Here is a 16,131-nt window from a genome sequence, read left to right on the forward strand (position 1 = left end):
CAATAACCAGCGTGTCAACAGCCCCGGTCAGAGCTCCGCGCCGACGAACACCGGCTCGTTGACCAGCTCGACGCCGAACGCCTCGCGGACCCCGTCGCGCACCTCGCGGGCCAGCGCGAGCAGGTCCTCGGTCTTGGCGCCGCCGCGGTTCGTCAGGGCCAGCGTGTGCTTCGTCGAGATGCGGGCCGGGCCGGTGCCGTGGCCCTTCGCGAAGCCGGCGCGCTCGATGAGCCAGGCCGCCGAGGTCTTCGCGTGCCCCTCCCCCGCCGGGTAGCGGGGGGCCGCCGCGTCGGCACCGAGGCGGTCCGCGACACGCTGCTCCAGCGCGGCGAACTCCGCGTCGGTGAGGACCGGGTTGGTGAAGAACGAGCCCGCGCTCCACGTGTCGTGGTCGGCCTCGTCGAGCACCATGCCCTTGCCGCGGCGCAGCCCGAGGACGGTCTCGCGCGCGGTCGCCAGCGGGACGCGCCCGCCCGGCTCGACGCCGAGCACCCGGGCCACCTCGGCGTACCGCACGGGCGCCGACAGGCCGCCCTCGTCGCGCAGCTGGAAGTGGACGCGGAGCACGACGAAGCGGCCCGCATCGGCCGGGTCCGCGGGGGTCTTGAACATGCTGTCGCGGTACGAGAACCCGCACTCCGACGCGTCCAGCATGTCCATGCGGCCGGTCTTGCGGTCGTACACCTCGACGAGGGAGATCGTCTCGGCGACCTCCTGGCCGTACGCGCCCACGTTCTGGATCGGCGTCGCGCCGGTGCTGCCCGGGACCCCGGACAGGAACTCGACGCCCGCCAGGCCCGCGTCGACGGCCGTCTCGACCAGGTGGTCCCAGCGCACGCCCGCGTCCGAGCTGAGCAGGCCGCTCGGGCTCAGCGTGTGGCCCTTCGTGGCGACGCGCACGACGATGCCGTCGAACCCCTCGTCCCCGATGACCAGGTTGCTGCCGCCGCCGATCAGCAGCAGCGGCGTGCCGTGGTCGTCGGCGTCGCGGACGACCGCGACCAGTTCGGCGGTGGTGGTGGCCTCGTAGAGGCGCCGCGCCGGTCCACCGAGGCGGAGCGTGGTCAGCGGGGCGAGGGGGGAGTCGGCGAGATGCTGCACCCGAACAGGGTACGGGCAGCCACGCCACGGACAGGCCGTGGCGCGGGCGTTACGCCAGCTGGACCACCGCGCGCGGCACGCCCAGCACCTTGCCCGCGTCGCTCGTCACGGTCAGGTCGACACGCACCCGGCGGTCGTCCAGCTTCTGCGCGACCTTCCCGGTCACCTCGACGACGGCGCCCTCGGGGTCGGGAACGACCACCGGACGGGTGAACTTCACGCTGTACTCGACCACCGCGGCCGGGTCCTCGACCCAGTCGGTCACCACGCGGACCGCCTCGGCCATCGTGTACATGCCGTGCGCGATGACGTCGGGCAGGCCGACCTCGGTCGCGAACCGCTGGTTCCAGTGGATCGGGTTGAAGTCACCGGACGCGCCCGCGTACCGGACCAGGTTCTCGCGCTTGACCGGGAAGGTCTGCGCGGGCAGCTCGGTGCCGACCTCGACGTCGTCGTAGCTGATGCTCGCGGCCATCGGTCAGGCCTCCCCTTCCGCCGCGGTGCCGCGGGCTGCGAGTGTCGAGTGCGCGGTGACGACGTGCTCGCCGTCCTCCGTCGCGATGTCCGCGCGGGTGGTGATGATGTCGTTGCCGGCCATCGACTTGATGTTCTCGACGGTGACCACGGCCACAAGGCGGTCGCCGGCGCGCACCGGGCGGGCGTACGCGAACCGCTGGTCGGCGTGCACGACGCGCGAGTAGTCCAGGCCCAGTTCGGGGTCCATGACGATCTGCTCGGCGGCCGTCATCGACACGACGATCGGGAAGGTCACCGGGGCGATCACGTCCGGGTGGCCGAGCTTCCGCGCGGCCTCGGGGTCGCGGTACGCCGGGTTGGCGTCGCCGATGGCGTCCGCGAACTCGCGGATCTTCTCGCGACCCACCTCGTACGGCGCGGTGGGCGGGTAGGTCCGCCCGATGAACTTGGGGTCCAGCGGCATTCTCGGGTCGCCTCCTCGGGCGTCGGACAAAACGCCGACGAGGCCACCCCCGTGCAGGGGTGGCCTCGTCGAAAGTGTGGGATCCGCGACCGGGGTCAGCGGGTCTCGCGGTGCGCCGTGTGGGCGTTGCAACGCGGGCAGTGCTTCTTCATCTCAAGACGGTCCGGGTCGTTACGCCGGTTCTTCTTGGTGATGTAGTTCCGCTCCTTGCACTCCACACAGGCAAGCGTGATCTTCGGGCGGACATCTGTGGCAGCCACGGGAGCGCCTTCCTGACAGTCGTGGACGTGATTTCAGCAAAAGCAGCCGACCTGGGGTTCCCCCCACATCGGCTCCTTGGGTAGCGGCGACCGGACTTGAACCGGTGACACAGCGATTATGAGCCGCTTGCTCTACCGACTGAGCTACGCCGCCTCGACGAAGACCCCCGCCCGCGATCGGGCGGGGTCTTCCTCGTCAGAGCCCCAATACGGAATCGAACCGTAGACCTTCTCCTTACCATGGAGACGCTCTGCCGACTGAGCTATTGGGGCGAGCAGGTGAAACCATACACGGCTCATGCCCCGCATCGGAAATCGGTTGTCCGGGCGGTGTCGCGGCGGGTCTTCGGCGGACCTCCGGGCCGGGTCAGACGGGGTCTGGCGCGGCCCAGGCGTGCGCGGTCAGGGCCGCGTCGACGGCCCTCGTATAGGTGGTGGCGGCCAGCCACGCACGGGCCAGCGCGTCGGCGTCTCCCGGCAGCAGCCGGCCGAACACGTCGCGCCCCCGGTCGGCGGACGCGGCGACCAGCGCCTCGAGGAGGTCCGCCCCTGTGACCAGGCCGTCTCGGCGCAAACGGGCGGCGTCGCGGGCCATAGGGGTGAGAGGCGCGGCCGCCGGGGAGGCGGTGGCGGAGACCGGTGCGGCGGCGAGGGCCAGCGCGGCACGGCCGCCCGAGACGGCGCGCTCGACGTGCCGGGACAGCAGATAGGCGGGGGCCTGGTCGGGGGTGGCGAACGCCGGCGCGGGGGCGGGCTGCGGGGGGCGTGCGCCGGAGTGATCAGGGGACGGGGCGTGCTCCCGGCGGGCCGGCGCGGCCTGCGAAGTCGGCGAAGTCGGTGTGGGCGCGGTGACGTCGGCGCGTTGCAGACGGTCGAGGCCGAGGTTGACGCGCACGCGGAGGGTGTCGGGGGTGGGGTCGTGCGCCGTTTCGCCGGATGGGGCGACCGGGGCCGGGCCTGCCGCGAGTGCTCGTACGGCGGGCTGCGCGCCGGGTTCGAGACGGCCGACGATGCGGAGGCGCAGGCCCGGGCGGGTCGCGAGGAGGCGGAGGTTGTCGCGGTACGGCAGCGCGGGGTGGTCGTCGGCGACCAGGAGATGGACGGTCAGTCCGCCGCACCGGGCCGCGACGCGGTCGGCACCGGACGCGGACGCCACCGGGCCGAGCAGCTCGACGTCCAGGAAGACCAGGTCGGAGCCTGCCGGGCGGGCGTCCGGCGGAAGGTCGGCGAGGGTGCGCAGGACGCGGGCGACCTGGTCGGCAGGGGGCTCCGCCCACAGCGCGGCGAGCGGGTCGTCGTGCCAGGCGGCGCCGGACGCGCTCACGGCACGGACCGAGGCGCCCGCGCCGAGACGTCCGGTCGGCGACTCGGTGGCGCCGGAGACGATGAGGCCCGCGCGGGAGAGCTGGTGGTGGTCCAGAGCGGTGTCGCCCAGGCGTACGGCCCGCGCGGCGGCACCGGCGATGCGGGCGGCGCCGCCCGGCATCACGTCGGACACGGTGCGCAGGGCGCGACTGCCCGGGGCGAGCGTGTAGGTGACGACGCCGGCGTGGCCGGTCGCGGTGTTGATCGGCTCGGTGAACACGCCGTAGAGGCGCAGGGAGCCGGCGTGGGTGTAGGGCTGACGCGCGGTGCCGATGAGGACGGCGGTCGCGTCGGGGGTGGGCCGGTCCCTTTCCGAGCCGGGTTCCGGGCCTTCGGAGATCCGGGACAACTCGCGAGCGGTGTCGAGGAGTTCGTGGGTTGCGGCGATGAGGTCGGCGAGCCGGTGGGAGGGGTCGTCGGCGCGGGCGGCGCGGAGCCCGGTGGTCACGGCGACGGCCGCGGCGGCGGGCCTGTGCAGACCCGCGAGCTTGGCGGCGTGCGCGGCGCGGAGCAGGCCGGCCTGGAGCACGGCGCCGGAGCCGGAGACCCCGGCGTCGAGAACGGTGGCGGCGGCGGACCAGAGGGCTTGGGCGGCGGATGAGGCCTGTGTGGTGAGCGCGGCGCCGGCGGATGAGGCCTGTCCGGTGAGCGCGGCGCCCGCTGCTGAAGCGGGCACGGAGACCGCAGTGTCGGCCGCCGAGGCGGATCCAGGAGCGGCGGTGTGATGATCGCACCGCGAACTCGGGCCCCCACCTTGGGGGTTTAGCACGGGTGAGGCGAGAGCGACCCCGCACTGTGCACAGGTGCCGTGTGATGATCCGACCGGGGCGGCGGTGGCGTCGTCGGCGGCCGGTGCGGGCGCCGACGGGTCGGTCGTCTCCGGTTCCGGTGCGGCGGGTTCGTCGTCGACCGACGGCGTCAGGGACGACACGGCCGCGGCACGGTGCACGCACGCCGGGGCCAACAGGCACGAGCACCGCACGTCTTCGGCGGTGCGCACGAGCGATCCGGGCGCGTGCAGCGTCAGTTCGGCGTCCTCGTCGACGGCGATACGGACCGTGTCGGCGTCCTGGGTGACGGGTCGGGCGGCGAGCTTGTCGACGGCGGCGTCGAGGCGCTTGCGCAGCCTCGGCGACAGGGCGTCGACGATCTCCGCGACCGCCTCGGGGCGTACCGCGATCGCACGCAGGTCCACGGTGTCGGTCAACGGACTTTCTCCCCTACCCAGCGGGCCAGTTCGGTCGGGCTGAGGGCCGCCACCGGCATGCCCGCGCCGACGAGTTGCGAGGCGACGGCCGTCGAGTAGCGCGGCTTGCCGCGGTCGTCGAGGCTCGCGCAGCCGAGGACGTGGCAGCCGGAGCCGACCAGCGTGCGCACCTCCGCGAGCAGTCCGCCGAGCGGCCAGCCCTCCTCGAAGTCGCTGACCACGGCAACGAGGGTGCGCGACGGCACGGTGACGAGCTCGCGGGCGTACCGCAGGCCCGCGGCGATGTGCGTGCCGCCTCCGACGCGGACGTCCAGGAGCAGGCCCAGCGGGTCGTGGACCTGGTCGGTGAAGTCGACGACCTCGGTGGAGAACGCGACGAAGTGCGTGGTCAGCGCGGGCACTCCGGCGAGGATCGAGGCGGTCAGGGCCGACCAGATCGTCGAGGCCTCCATCGAGCCGGACACGTCGACGACGAGGATGAGCCGCCAGTCGGCGGCCCGGCGGGCCTTCGTACGGAAGACCGGCCGCTCGGGGACGACGGTGACCACGCCGTCCGGGCCCATGGGGCGCGCGGTGGCGAGGTTGGCGCGGATGGTGCGCGGAAGGTCGAGGCCTCCCCCGGGGCGGCGGCTCGGGCGCGGGACGGACAGCCCGGAGAGCGCCGGCCGCATGCGGGTGGCGAGCTCGCGGGTCAGCTCGGCGACGATGCGGTCGACGAGCGGGCGCAGCGCGGCGATCCGCGACTCGGGCAGGCCACCCGCGTGTTCGAGGACGGCCCGCAGCAGGTCGACGGACGGCCGGGCGGACCCGGGGTCGAGCTCGGAAACGGCGTCACGGCGCCCGGCGGCCACGGCGGCCGCGAGGACCTCCTCGCGGACCCCGGGCCCGAACAGCGCCGCGAGGTCCTCCGACCAGTCACGGGCGGACGGATAAGCAGGTTCCCGCCCGGCCCCCGCCCCGGGAGCGCCGCCGCCGAGATCCCCACGCGACCCTTCGCCGCGCCCGGCCCCGTAGAGCTCGTCCAGCGCGGCCCCGAGCCGCGCGACCCGCGCCCCGGACCGGTCGACCCGCCGGCCGAGGACCAGCCGCCAACGAGCCTCGGGAGCGAGTGTGAGGGGGGCCGACGAGGTGGGTGCGGGCTGCGCAGACGAGGAGGGCGTGTCCGCCGCGGGAGGCTCGCCCGACGCGGGGGGCTCGCCCGACGCAGCGGTGGAGGGCTGAGCAGGTGCAGGTACGGCGGCCTTCGAGGCGCCCGACGCGGTCTGATCGTCACACCGCGAACACAGGCCCCCAGCTTGGGGGTCTACCGCAGACGGCACGAGAGCGGCCCCGCAGCGTCCACAGGACCGGGGTGATGATCCGACCGGAACGGCGGCGGGAGCGGACAGCTCTGGTTTCGGCGAGGTCGTCTCGTGCGGGTCGGGGTGGGGTGTCAGGGCGGGGGCGGACGAGCCTGGATTCGGGGAGCCGGGTTCGGGCTGCGGCGGCGTCGTGGTCGGCAGTAGGCCGCGTTCGCGCAGCGCCGTGCGGCCGGCCAGGTCGGCTGCGGCCCAGGAGGCGAGGGTTTCCGGGGACGTGTCCGTCGTGGTGTCGACCGTGGACTCCAGGCGGTCCTCGATCACCGCCAGGAGCCTTTCGCGGGCCGCCGGGCTGAGGGTGTCGAAGCCGCCGCGCAGGGCCGGGAGGCGGGTGAGGAAGTCCTCGTCGGGGAGCTCCGCGACGCGGTCGAGCAGGGGCTCCAGGGCGGCTCCGCCGGCGCTCAGGAGTGGGCCGGCGGCGGTCAGGAGGCCGGTCATGCGGCGGACGAGGTCGGCGCGGCGGTCGGGCGTGGTGGCCTCGTCGAGCCACGAGGCGACGCGTTCGCCGAACCGTTCGGCCGGCTGGTGGCCGAGCAGGACCCGTACGGCGCCCGCCGCAGCGGCCATCATCGGGGCTGCGTCGGTGTCCAGGCGGGTGAGGGCGTCGGCGAGCCTGAGACCGCCGAACGTGTCGGCTCGGCGGGCGAGTTCGACGACGGCGCGGGCGTCGGCGGGGTCCTCGGAGCCGCTGAGCCCGTCGAGCCGTCGGACGGCGGCCGCGGTGAGGTCGGCGCTGACGTCGGCGGTCTCGTCGGGGGCGTCCGGCAGGCCGGGGATGTGCCCGTTCGCCCACCGGTCCAGCAGCGCGAGACCGGACAGGAGTTCGGGCAGTGTCGCGAGTCCCGGCACGAACGCGTCGACCTCGGCGAGGCGTTCGGCGGCGAGCGCCTCCAGGCCGCACTGGGCGGCCTCCTCCAGCCCCGCGAGCACCTGGGCCGCGGTCGGCCCGCCGTCCTCGTGTTCGCGGCGCCTACGCTCGCGCAGCACGCCTTCCGCGGCCTGTTCGGGGGTGACGCCGCGGATGCCGGCGACGTCCAGCATCGCGGCGGTCGACGGCGACCAGCGGACCCGCCAGCGGGTGGTCAGCGCGTCGGCGCCGCCGGTGCCGACCACGTCGACGGGTTCCGCGTACGGGATCCGGCACACGTCGAGCCGCCGCAGGAGCAGTTCGCGGTGCCGGTCGAGGTCGGCGCGCAGCGGGTCGAGGCGCAGGTCGCGCTCGTCGTCGCCGGCCGCCGTACGCGAGCCGCCACGCCCGCCGGCCGGGCCGCCGCCGGCCGGGCGGCGGCGTGCGGTGCCGGGCTCGGGTGCGGGCTCGTGCGGGCCCGGCAGCCCGAGTTCGGCGAGTTCGGCCTCGACGGCGGGTCCGAGGCCGCTGCGCGGTGTGCCGGGCGCGCGGCGTCCGGCGCGCGTGCCGACCAGCACGCGTTCGAGGGCGCGCGCGACGGCGCGGCCCCGGCCGAGGGGTTCGCCGTGGGTGAGCGCGGTCTGCGCGGCCTCGGCGAACTCGCCGCGTCCGGCGGCGGGGAGGCCGCGCAGGGCGGCCAGGTCGGTCGCGATGCGCACGACCTCGCGGGCGTCGGCGGGTCCCGACGGGTGGCCCTGGGCGCGCAGTTCCGCGCACACGCGGGTGGCGGTGCGGGTGAGGGCGTCGTACAGCCGTGCGGGGTCGCCGCCGGCCTCGAACACCTGCTGCTGCCACTCGGGGTCGCGGATGCCCGCCGGGTAGCCCGAGCGCTCGTCGAGGAGCGCGTGGGTGTACGGGACGAGGGAGGTGACGACGGGTTCGGCGTCCTCGGCGAAGTCGCCTTCCACGTCGGCCTGTTCGGCAACCGTTCCGAGCAGGAGCGCCGGGGCGTGGAAGGCGCCGACGACCGCGGTGGCGCGGGCTCCGTCGGCGGTGGCCTCGCGTACGGCCCGCCGCATCCACGCTTCGCGGCGCAGGTCGACCGGGTCGACGCCGGGGCCGGCGGCGGCGTCGCGGCGGAGCGCCCAGCCGACCATGAGCGCGGCCCGGCGTACCGCCTCGGGCGTCGAACCCGGGGCGGACGCCTCGACGAGGCGGTCCCACAGGTCGTCGCCGGGGCGCCCGGAGAGGCGGCGGCTGAGCGCGGCGTGCAGCGTGGGCGCGGCGGCCGCGCCGGCGGGCGGCTCGGACGGTTCCCAGCCGCGGTGTGCGAGGGGCAGGTCGCACGCGACGACGGGGACTCCGGCGCGGGCCGCCCAGCGTACGGCGGCCAGTTCCGGCGAGAAGTCCGCGAACGGGTAGAACCCGAGCCCGTGCGGCCCGGACCCGGCGAGCGCGACCGGCGCCTCGGTCTCGGGGTGCGCCAGCCACGGCAGCCAGTCCTGGAGGTCGGCCGGGAGCTCGACGAGCACGACGTCGGGCTTCGCGGCGTCGAGCAGCGCGGGCATGGCCGCCGCGAGTGACGGCGCGTGGTGCCGGACGCCGACCAGGTGCGGCCGGTCGGCGGCGGCGAGCCGGGCCGCGGCCGCATCGGGGGCGTCGTCCGCGGCGAGCCGGTCCGCGGCGGCATCGGAGCCATTGGCCGCAGCGAAAGCGCCGGCCGCGACGGACGCACCGACCGCGTCGAAGGCACCGGCCTCGTCGAAAGCGCCGGTCGCGTCGGGGGTACCGACAGCCGCCCCGCGAGAGGCCGGGACCGGCCCGGCCTCTCGCGCGAACTCGTCGAAATCACTCGGCACTTGGTCAGCCTTCCAGCACGTGCCGCAGGTCCCACAGCGTCCGCCACGTCGCCGACCCCTGCTCGGCTCGGCGGCGCACGGCGGCGTCCCAGTACCCCAGCAGCCGTGCCGCGTCGGTCGGGTCGTCCTTGCGCACCACGCCGAGCAGGTGGCCCGGCAGGAGCCCCAGCACGTCGCGGTCGCCCGGGAAGTACGCCGACGCCAGCCCCAGCGCGGACGCGACGGCGACCGCCTCGGCGGTGCTCATCACGGTGGACGGGCGTTCGACCTCCCAGCCCTCGGCGCTGCGCCCGGTGCGCAGGTCGCGGAACGCCGTGACCAGCGCTTCGAGCACCGCGTCGTCGACCGAGAACGCCGCGCCCGCGCGTTCGACCGAGCCGCGGGCCTGCCGCCGCACGAGGTCGGTCTCGGCGTCGAGGTCGGCGATCGGGCCGATGGTCTCGAAGTTGAACCGCCGCTTGAGCGCCGCGGACATCTCCGAGACGCCGCGGTCGCGCAGGTTGGCGGTGGCGATCAGGGTGAAGCCGGGCGCGGCGTGCGCCTGGGCGTCGTCGGTGCCGGCGAGTTCCGGTACGGCGATCCGGCGTTCGGAGAGCAGCGACACCAGGGCGTCCTGCACCTCCGGGAGGCAGCGGGTGACCTCCTCGACGCGGGCGACCGCGCCGCGCGCCATGGCGGTCAGCACCGGCGACGGGACGAGCGCCGCCCGGCTGGGGCCCTGCGCGAGGAGCATCGCGTAGTTCCAGCCGTACTTGAGCTGGTCCTCGGTGGTGCCGGCGGTGCCCTGCACGGTGAGCGCGCTGGTGCCGCACACGGCGGCGGCCAGCAGCTCGGAGAGCATGGACTTGGCGGTGCCGGGTTCGCCGACGAGGAGCAGCCCGCGTTCGCCGGCGAGGGTGACGACGCAGCGTTCGACGAGCGCGCGCTCCCCCACGAACTTCTGGCTGATCGTCATGCTCGCGGAGCCGTCGGGGAGTTTGAGCTGTTCACCGGCGCTGCCGAGGATGAACGTGACGACCGCGCGGGGCGTCAGCCGCCAGGCCGGGGGCCGCGCCCCGGTGTCGTACGCGGCGAGGAACTCCAGTTCGGCGGCGTACGCGTCCTCGGGCGGCTGGACCTGGCGGGCCGCCTGCGGGCGGTCCGCGCCGTCGGGCTCCGGCGTGCCGGGCCCAGGCGTGATGGTGGCGGTGCTCATCGGCGGCGTCCCCTCCGGGTGGTGCGGGTCTCGAGCTGTTCGAACGCGGGCGCGTCGCCCTCCTGGACACGCTGCCATGCGGCCCGGAACAGGTCGGGAACGGGCTGCCGCGGGGTGATCGCCCGGTTGCCGTCGACCTCGTAGAACGCGTCCTTCCACGTCTCCAGCGGCAGCGCGCGCTTGAGCTCGTGCCAGCCGCCGGGCAGGAACAGGGTCCGGGAGGCGCGGGACCGCTTCGCGGAGACCACCAGGTCGGTCGCCTCCAGGGCGGCCTTGGCGGCCTTGAAGCGGGCGGGCTTCCAGCCGTTCCAGCGGACGACGTTGCGGTCGGTCGGGTCGGGCAGGGCGAGCAGCTGGAGGTAGAGCGCGGCGGCGTCGGCGGACAGGTCGTGCGTCTTCGCGACCTCGTCGACGAGGTCGGGCACCGACCAGGCCGGGTCCTGGGCGTACCCGACGGGACCGTCGGCGCCTGCCGCGGCCAGTCCGTCGAGTTCGGTGCCGAGGAGGGTGCGCACGGCGGCCGCGGCCCCGGTCGGCGCACCGCGCAGGGCGATGACGTGGGCGAGGTCCGGGTCGTCGGGCCCGGTCAGGTTGCCGGTGCGGACCCACACCTGCTCGGCCTCGCCGTGCCACGGGGTCAGCACGATGACGTCGTTGACGTGCACCATGCCGTCCTCGGCGGCGCCGCCGGTGGCCGGCAGGCCGGCGGCCTCGCGCAGTGCGACGGAGGTGTAGGCGCCGCGTTCGGTCCACTCCAGGTCGAGGTCGAGGAGCAGCCCCGGGTCGGCGAGGCGGGCGCGCACGGCGGCCAGCAGGCGGGGCAGCGCGGCGCGCAGCGGGTCGCCGTAGGGCAGCCGGTAGGCGAGCCAGCGCACGGCGCGGGCGTAGGTGCCCAGCTGGTGCGGCGACAGCATCGCGTCGCTGTCGTCCGCGACGAGGCGCTGGTGCTCGTCGAGTCGCTGGGTGGTGGTGCGGGACAGCTCCGCGCTGGTGTCCGGGTTGAGGACGCTGTCGATGAACGTCTCGCCGAACGACGCCGCGACGGCGTCGGCGGCGATGTCGTCGGGCAGCCGCAGGAGGTGCCCGAAGTGGGTGTTCCAGGCGGCGGCGCCCGCGTCGACGTCGGGTCCGGTGTTCGCCAGGTCCGCCGGGTCGGCGGGCAGGAGTGCCCCGAGGACGCCGCTGAGGGCCTTCGTGTCGAGGCCGCGCAGGCGGTCCCGTGCGGCGGTCGCCTCGGCGCTCTTGAGGCCGAGGAGGGTGCGCTGGTCGGTGTCGAGGTCGATGCGGCCGTAGCGGGCGGCGTCGGGGAGGCCGGCGAAGAGCAGCGCGGCTTCGGTGCGGCGGGCGGTGGTCGCGGCGGCGAACCGGTCGACGGAGTCCGGCCACCACGCGGCCGCTTCGGCGGCGCGGATGGCGGTGACGTAGTCGCCGACGCGCGCGGCCCGGTCGTCGCTGTCGAGGTAGTCGACCGGCCAGGCGTCGTGCGACCTGAAGTCGGCGACGGCGTCGAACCGGCCGCTCGGGTCGTAGTCCAGCGCCGTCCAGTGCTGGCGGCGGTCGCTCCCCCAGCCCGCCGGTCCGATGATCACCACGACGCGGCCGCCGCGGCGCATGACCTGTCCGACGCGGGTGGCGTCGCGGTGGTCGGCGCACAGCACGACGCGGCGCAGCAGCCCGGGGCGGCGGAACACGTCGGCGGACAGCTCCTCGACGAACAGCAGGAGCGCTTCGCGGTTCGCGGGCGCGGTGAGCGGGGACGCGGCGCGGTAGAGCAGCGCGCCGAGGCGGCCGATGGCGCCGATCCAGGTGCCGGAGCCGTCGGCGAGCCGGACCTGGGTGGTCGTCCACGCGTCGGCGGCTTCGCCGTCGGCAGGTCCGCCGTCGGCGGCTTCGCCGTCGGTCGCGGTCTCCGCGTCCGCTCCGGGCGCCGCGAGGAGCGCCGCGACCTGTCGGATCTGGTTGAGGACGTTCCAGCGGGGGGCTCCGCCGTAGTAGCCGTAGCCGCCCTGCTCCCCGATCCCGCGCAGGCCCTCGTGGACGAGGCTGTCGGTGCCGTGCTCGGGCCGGTACTCGTCCTGGTCGTCGCCGGTGCGCTTATTCGCGACGACCGTGCCGTAGCCGTCGAGGCGGCGGACGAGCGAGGCGGCGTCGCGGGTGATGCCGGCGACGCCCGCGCGCAGGCCGGGGTGGGTGATGCCGGGCAGGAGTGCGTCGACCTCGGCGAGCGGCACCGGGTCGGGGCGGGCCGCCGGTTCGCCGGTGGCCGCGGCGGCCTCCTGCGCAGCCTCGACGGCCGCGTCGCGCGCCCGCTTGGCCGCGGCGAGCAGGCCGCGCGCGTCGTCGTCGGTGACCGCGCGGAGCACCGCCGAGCCCGCCTCGTCGCGGGGGCGCAGCGCGTGCCAGAACGCGGTGTCCGGCACCAGGCGGGTGCCGGCCGCGTGGACGCCGCCCCGGCGCCACGCGTCGGCGCTGCCGAGCATGACCTCGCCGTCGGCCCACCGAAGGCTGCCGTCGTCGGCGAACACGGTCGGGCACGCGCCGCCGGGCAGGCGCAGCGCGCCCATGGGCAGCCGCTGCGGGCGGCCGTCCCAGCGGCGTGCGCCGACCGGGAGGGTGACGGCGGTGCCGTCGACGCTTCCGGCGGTGACGGTGTCGTTGTCGTCGACCCGCACCCAGTGTCCGAGCAGGGTGCCGTCGGTGCCGAACGGGCTGTTCTCCAGGCCCGGTTGCAGCGGCATGAGGCGGCAGGCCTCGTGGACGAGGCGTCCGCCGTCGGCGACCGCGGCGGCGAACGGCGCGGGCAGCGACGCACGGCCGCGCGTTCCTGTCGCGGGGTCGTACTCGTGCCAGGTGAGGACGTCGCGCCAGTGCAGCACCCAGTAGTTCGCGCCGTCGCCGATCACGTGCTCGCGGCCCGGCAGAGCGGTGTCGCCGGCGTGCAGGACACGGCCGCCGCTGACCCGGCCGCCGCCGGGGAACGGGAGCGACATGACGCCGCCGGACTCGCCGCCCCACCGGCCGGGGGTGTCGCCGCCGACGGTGAAGACCTCGGCGGGCCGCGACGACCAGTAGCCCTTCTGCTCCTCGTCCCACCACATCACCAGCAGGTCGCCGTCGACGTAGCGGAACTTCGGCCTGACCCAGGAGTCGAGGCCGCTGGGCAGCCGCAGGTCGTGCTCGAGCAGCACGCCGTCCGGGCCGATGACGACGGCCTTGCCGCCGCTCGCCAGGACGAGCGCCGGCCACGCCTCGGAGATCAGCAGCTCCGACTTGTCGGTGGACGCGTCGTCGTGCAGGCCGGGCGTCGGGGTGCCGGTGGTCAGGCCGAGGCGGTCGAACGCCTCGTCGAGGGCGGGCCAGCCGAGTTCGTCGAGCAGGCCGACGCGCAGCGTGCGGGCCAGCAGCGGGGCCATGTCGAACGCCTGGACGCGGGCCACCACGTCCGGGTTGACGTCGGCGCACACCGCGTTGAACGGGTGCAGTGCGTCCAGCGCGGCGCGGGCGCCGGGCAGCGCGGACTGCGTCTCCAGGTCCGCGGCCCGGTCGGCGAGCCACGCGTGCATGACGCCGCGCAGCACCGGGTGGGCGGCCGCCTTGACGAGGTGGTTGCCGTTGCCCTGGCTGCCGAGCGCGCCGACGGCCTTGCGCAGCACCGGTTCGTAGCGGGTGTCGGCAGCCACGGCGGCCAGGTCGCGGCGGCCGGGCTCCTCGTCGTCGTACCAGTCCCCCAGGGCGAACTGCGCGCTGTTGTTCGGGTCGGCGACCGGGATGCCCGCGGCGAGGCACACGTCGAGCAGGTCGGCGTCGATCGGGTGCCACGACTTGTCCCCGAGCGAGACGGGGGCGCCGTCGGCGCGCAGCGCCTCGGCCATCCGCGCCGCGAGGCCGAGGGCGGCCGCGTCGCGCTTGCGGCCGCGCCAGCTGCTGCGGCGCATGTGCTTGGCCCAGCGGGTCAGCCAGGCGGCGGACTGGCCGGACTCGCGTGCGCCCGGGGTGGTCAGCAGCGCCTCGGCGCCGGTGTCGGCGAGCAGTGCCAGCCAGAAGGCGTCGGCCTCGGCCGGGGCGCCGGTGTTCGGCGTCGGGAAGATCTCCAGCAGGCGGGCGCGGGCCGCGGGTTCGTCGGCGCACAGCGCGACGAGGGCGGGGCGGAACGCCTTCCAGAAGGTCAGAGGGGCGCGGGTCACGGCGGGCGTCGGCAGCAGGTCGGCGAGCAGCGCGCGTTCCTCGGCCGCGACGACGGCCGCGGACTCGGCGGCGGACTGCCGCTTGCCGTCCTTGGCGGCCGCGGTGCCGACCGCCTTGATCATGGAGCGGGCGTCCTCGGCGAGGCCGGCGTAGGGCGGCATGCCGGCCGCGCAGCGTTCGACGCACAGCTGGCGGAACTGCGCCCACGCCTCGGCCGCTTCGAGGCGGCGGGACAGGTCGCGGGCGTACTCCTTGAGTGCCTTCGCGGTCAGCGCGCCGGCGAACGCGAACTCGAGGAAGACGGCGCGCAGCCGCTGTTCCTCGACGGGCAGGTTGTGCACGCGCTCGGCCTCGCGGGCCTTGCCGAAGAAGGTGGCGGCGTACGTGGTGTTCTCGTGCCCGAGGAACACGCGCGCGGCCTGCTCGTAGAACGTCGGCAGGAAGTGCGGGACGGCGCGCCCCAGGCGGGTGCCCAGCACGTCGAAGCCGTCCTTGGCGGTGCCGGGCTTGCTGCGGGCCTGGCGGCCGAGGCGTTCGATGTCGCGGACCAGGGCGAGCGCGTGGTGGCCGTTGGCGGGGTCGTTGACCAGTGCCCAGGCCGGGAAGCCGAGCGTCTCGCGGCGGACCAGGCCGACGGTGGGGGCGGTGTCCTTGCCGGCCGCGTCGGCGGCGGGGACGTCGTCGCCGGTGTCGCGGGTCAGGCCGAGGAAGTCGAGTGCGAGGTCCTCGGCTTCGCCGAGGGTGCCCGGCACCAGCCGCACTATCGGCCGGTCGCCGAGCGCGGGGTGCGTGTACGTGCGGGCGGTCAGCGTGTCGACGTCGTCGCCGGTCGCGGCGCCGAGCGGCAGGACGGCTCCGGCGTCGAGCAGTGCGGCGGCCTCGGCCTGGGTGTTCGGGTGGGCGCTCACGCGGCGTCCTCCTGGTTCTCGGTCGAGCGTCCGGCGTACAGCGCGGCGGCCATGCGCATGCCCTCGGACCACGCGACGGGTCCGACCTCGGGCGCGCTCAGCACGCGGCCTTCGGCGCTCGTCCAGGACAGCGCGCCGGTCTCGGTGCTCTCGTAGGGGTCGAAGTCGCCGAGCCACACACGGGCCTCGACGGTGTGCCCGTCCTCGGTGACGGGACAGACGGCCTGGCCGCCGCGCACCTGGTAGCCGAGCGACGTGGCTCGGCCGAAGAGGAAGCGCAGCTGGTCGAACTTGCCGCCTGCGTAGTCGTCGACGTGGGTCGTGTCGGCGGCGAGGTCCGCGGGGCGGAGCCACACCTCGCGGTAGAGCTGCCCGGCGCGCTGCTCGACGCCCAGTTCGGCGGCGAACTCGCGCAGGTCCTCGAGGTCTTCGAGGAGCACCGGGTGCGGGATGCGGATCCGGTCCGGGGTCACGCGGACGGTGTCGCCGTCGAGGTCGACGAGGCCGATGCCGCGCTCGGGGTCGGCGTCCCGCAGGAACCCGACCGCGGCGCCGTCGTCCGCGCTGACCACGAGGTCGCGCAGCACGCCCTGCCACGCCGGGTCCGGCCACACGCGGGCGACGACCGCGGTCGGGACGGCCAGCGAGCGCACCATCCACCGCTCGACGTCGGCGAGGCAGGTCCGTTCGTGGCGTTCCAGCCACTCGGTGAGCTGCCGCAGTCCGACGACCGCGGGGTCGTCGGCGAGCTTGGAGGGGACGCTTTTCAGCCGCCGTCCCGCCGCGTTGCGGCACACCACCGTGCCGTCTTCCAGGGCGACTTCGTAGTCGCCCGCCCGCACCCACGCCATGGAATGAAGTCCTCCCGCCGAGCCCGCTGGACCCCAGGCCGCGCATAGGTGCGCC

At 75.5% G+C, this 16,131-nt stretch carries 9 protein-coding genes and 2 tRNA genes; all 11 read right to left on the bottom strand.

From position 1 onward, the window contains the following. Nucleotides 1-27 precede the first annotated feature (27 nt). The 11 genes from QI554_RS12190 to QI554_RS12240 all read right to left on the bottom strand — a co-directional run bounded on the left by QI554_RS12190 (nucleotide 28) and on the right by QI554_RS12240 (nucleotide 16,076). Nucleotides 28-1,101, bottom strand: a complete 1,074-nt coding sequence (locus tag QI554_RS12190; RefSeq protein ID WP_281469116.1) for a UDP-N-acetylmuramate dehydrogenase — start codon at nucleotides 1,099-1,101, stop codon at nucleotides 28-30. 49 nt (nucleotides 1,102-1,150) lie between these two features. Continuing rightward, nucleotides 1,151-1,576 (bottom strand): MaoC family dehydratase, encoded by a 426-nt coding sequence (locus QI554_RS12195; RefSeq protein WP_281469118.1) that lies wholly within the window; start codon nucleotides 1,574-1,576, stop codon nucleotides 1,151-1,153. Between the two features lie 3 nt (nucleotides 1,577-1,579). Then, entirely contained in the window at nucleotides 1,580-2,041 is a 462-nt protein-coding gene (locus QI554_RS12200; protein ID WP_281469120.1) for a MaoC family dehydratase N-terminal domain-containing protein, read from the bottom strand. 95 nt (nucleotides 2,042-2,136) lie between these two features. After that, complete coding sequence (gene rpmG / locus QI554_RS12205) at nucleotides 2,137-2,301, bottom strand: 50S ribosomal protein L33 (protein ID WP_004571794.1); 165 nt, start codon at nucleotides 2,299-2,301, stop codon at nucleotides 2,137-2,139. 81 nt (nucleotides 2,302-2,382) lie between these two features. Continuing rightward, nucleotides 2,383-2,455 (bottom strand) — tRNA-Met (locus QI554_RS12210). 46 nt (nucleotides 2,456-2,501) lie between these two features. Continuing rightward, a tRNA-Thr gene (locus QI554_RS12215) sits at nucleotides 2,502-2,574 on the bottom strand. 94 nt (nucleotides 2,575-2,668) lie between these two features. Further along, the gene (locus QI554_RS12220; protein ID WP_281469145.1) at nucleotides 2,669-4,873 is read right to left on the bottom strand and encodes a hypothetical protein; all 2,205 of its coding nucleotides are present in this window, start codon (nucleotides 4,871-4,873) and stop codon (nucleotides 2,669-2,671) included. Next, nucleotides 4,870-8,937: a vWA domain-containing protein gene (locus QI554_RS12225; RefSeq protein WP_425527959.1), complete on the bottom strand. Its 4,068-nt coding sequence runs from the start codon at nucleotides 8,935-8,937 to the stop codon at nucleotides 4,870-4,872. Before QI554_RS12225 ends, QI554_RS12220 begins: the two co-directional genes overlap by 4 nt. 4 nt (nucleotides 8,938-8,941) lie before the next feature. Continuing rightward, entirely contained in the window at nucleotides 8,942-10,132 is a 1,191-nt protein-coding gene (locus QI554_RS12230; protein ID WP_281469146.1) for an ATP-binding protein, read from the bottom strand. After that, nucleotides 10,129-15,225, bottom strand: a complete 5,097-nt coding sequence (locus QI554_RS12235; RefSeq protein WP_281469148.1) for a hypothetical protein — start codon at nucleotides 15,223-15,225, stop codon at nucleotides 10,129-10,131. The genes QI554_RS12230 and QI554_RS12235 overlap by 4 nt, the downstream gene beginning before the upstream one ends. After that, the gene (locus tag QI554_RS12240; protein WP_281469151.1) at nucleotides 15,222-16,076 is read right to left on the bottom strand and encodes a DUF4132 domain-containing protein; all 855 of its coding nucleotides are present in this window, start codon (nucleotides 16,074-16,076) and stop codon (nucleotides 15,222-15,224) included. Before QI554_RS12240 ends, QI554_RS12235 begins: the two co-directional genes overlap by 4 nt. Nucleotides 16,077-16,131 lie beyond the last annotated feature (55 nt).

This window comes from Yinghuangia seranimata (assembly GCF_029953285.1).
GTDB classification, from domain to species: Bacteria; Actinomycetota; Actinomycetes; order Streptomycetales; family Streptomycetaceae; genus Yinghuangia; species Yinghuangia seranimata.

Excerpts from the sequence above, each read along its gene's own strand:
- QI554_RS12240 (WP_281469151.1), bottom strand. The coding sequence starts at position 16,076 with ATGGCGTGGGTGCGGGCGGGCGACTACGAAGTCGCCCTGGAAGACGGC.
- QI554_RS12230 (WP_281469146.1), bottom strand. The coding sequence starts at position 10,132 with ATGAGCACCGCCACCATCACGCCTGGGCCCGGCACGCCGGAGCCCGAC.
- QI554_RS12195 (WP_281469118.1), bottom strand. The coding sequence starts at position 1,576 with ATGGCCGCGAGCATCAGCTACGACGACGTCGAGGTCGGCACCGAGCTG.
- QI554_RS12200 (WP_281469120.1), bottom strand. The coding sequence starts at position 2,041 with ATGCCGCTGGACCCCAAGTTCATCGGGCGGACCTACCCGCCCACCGCG.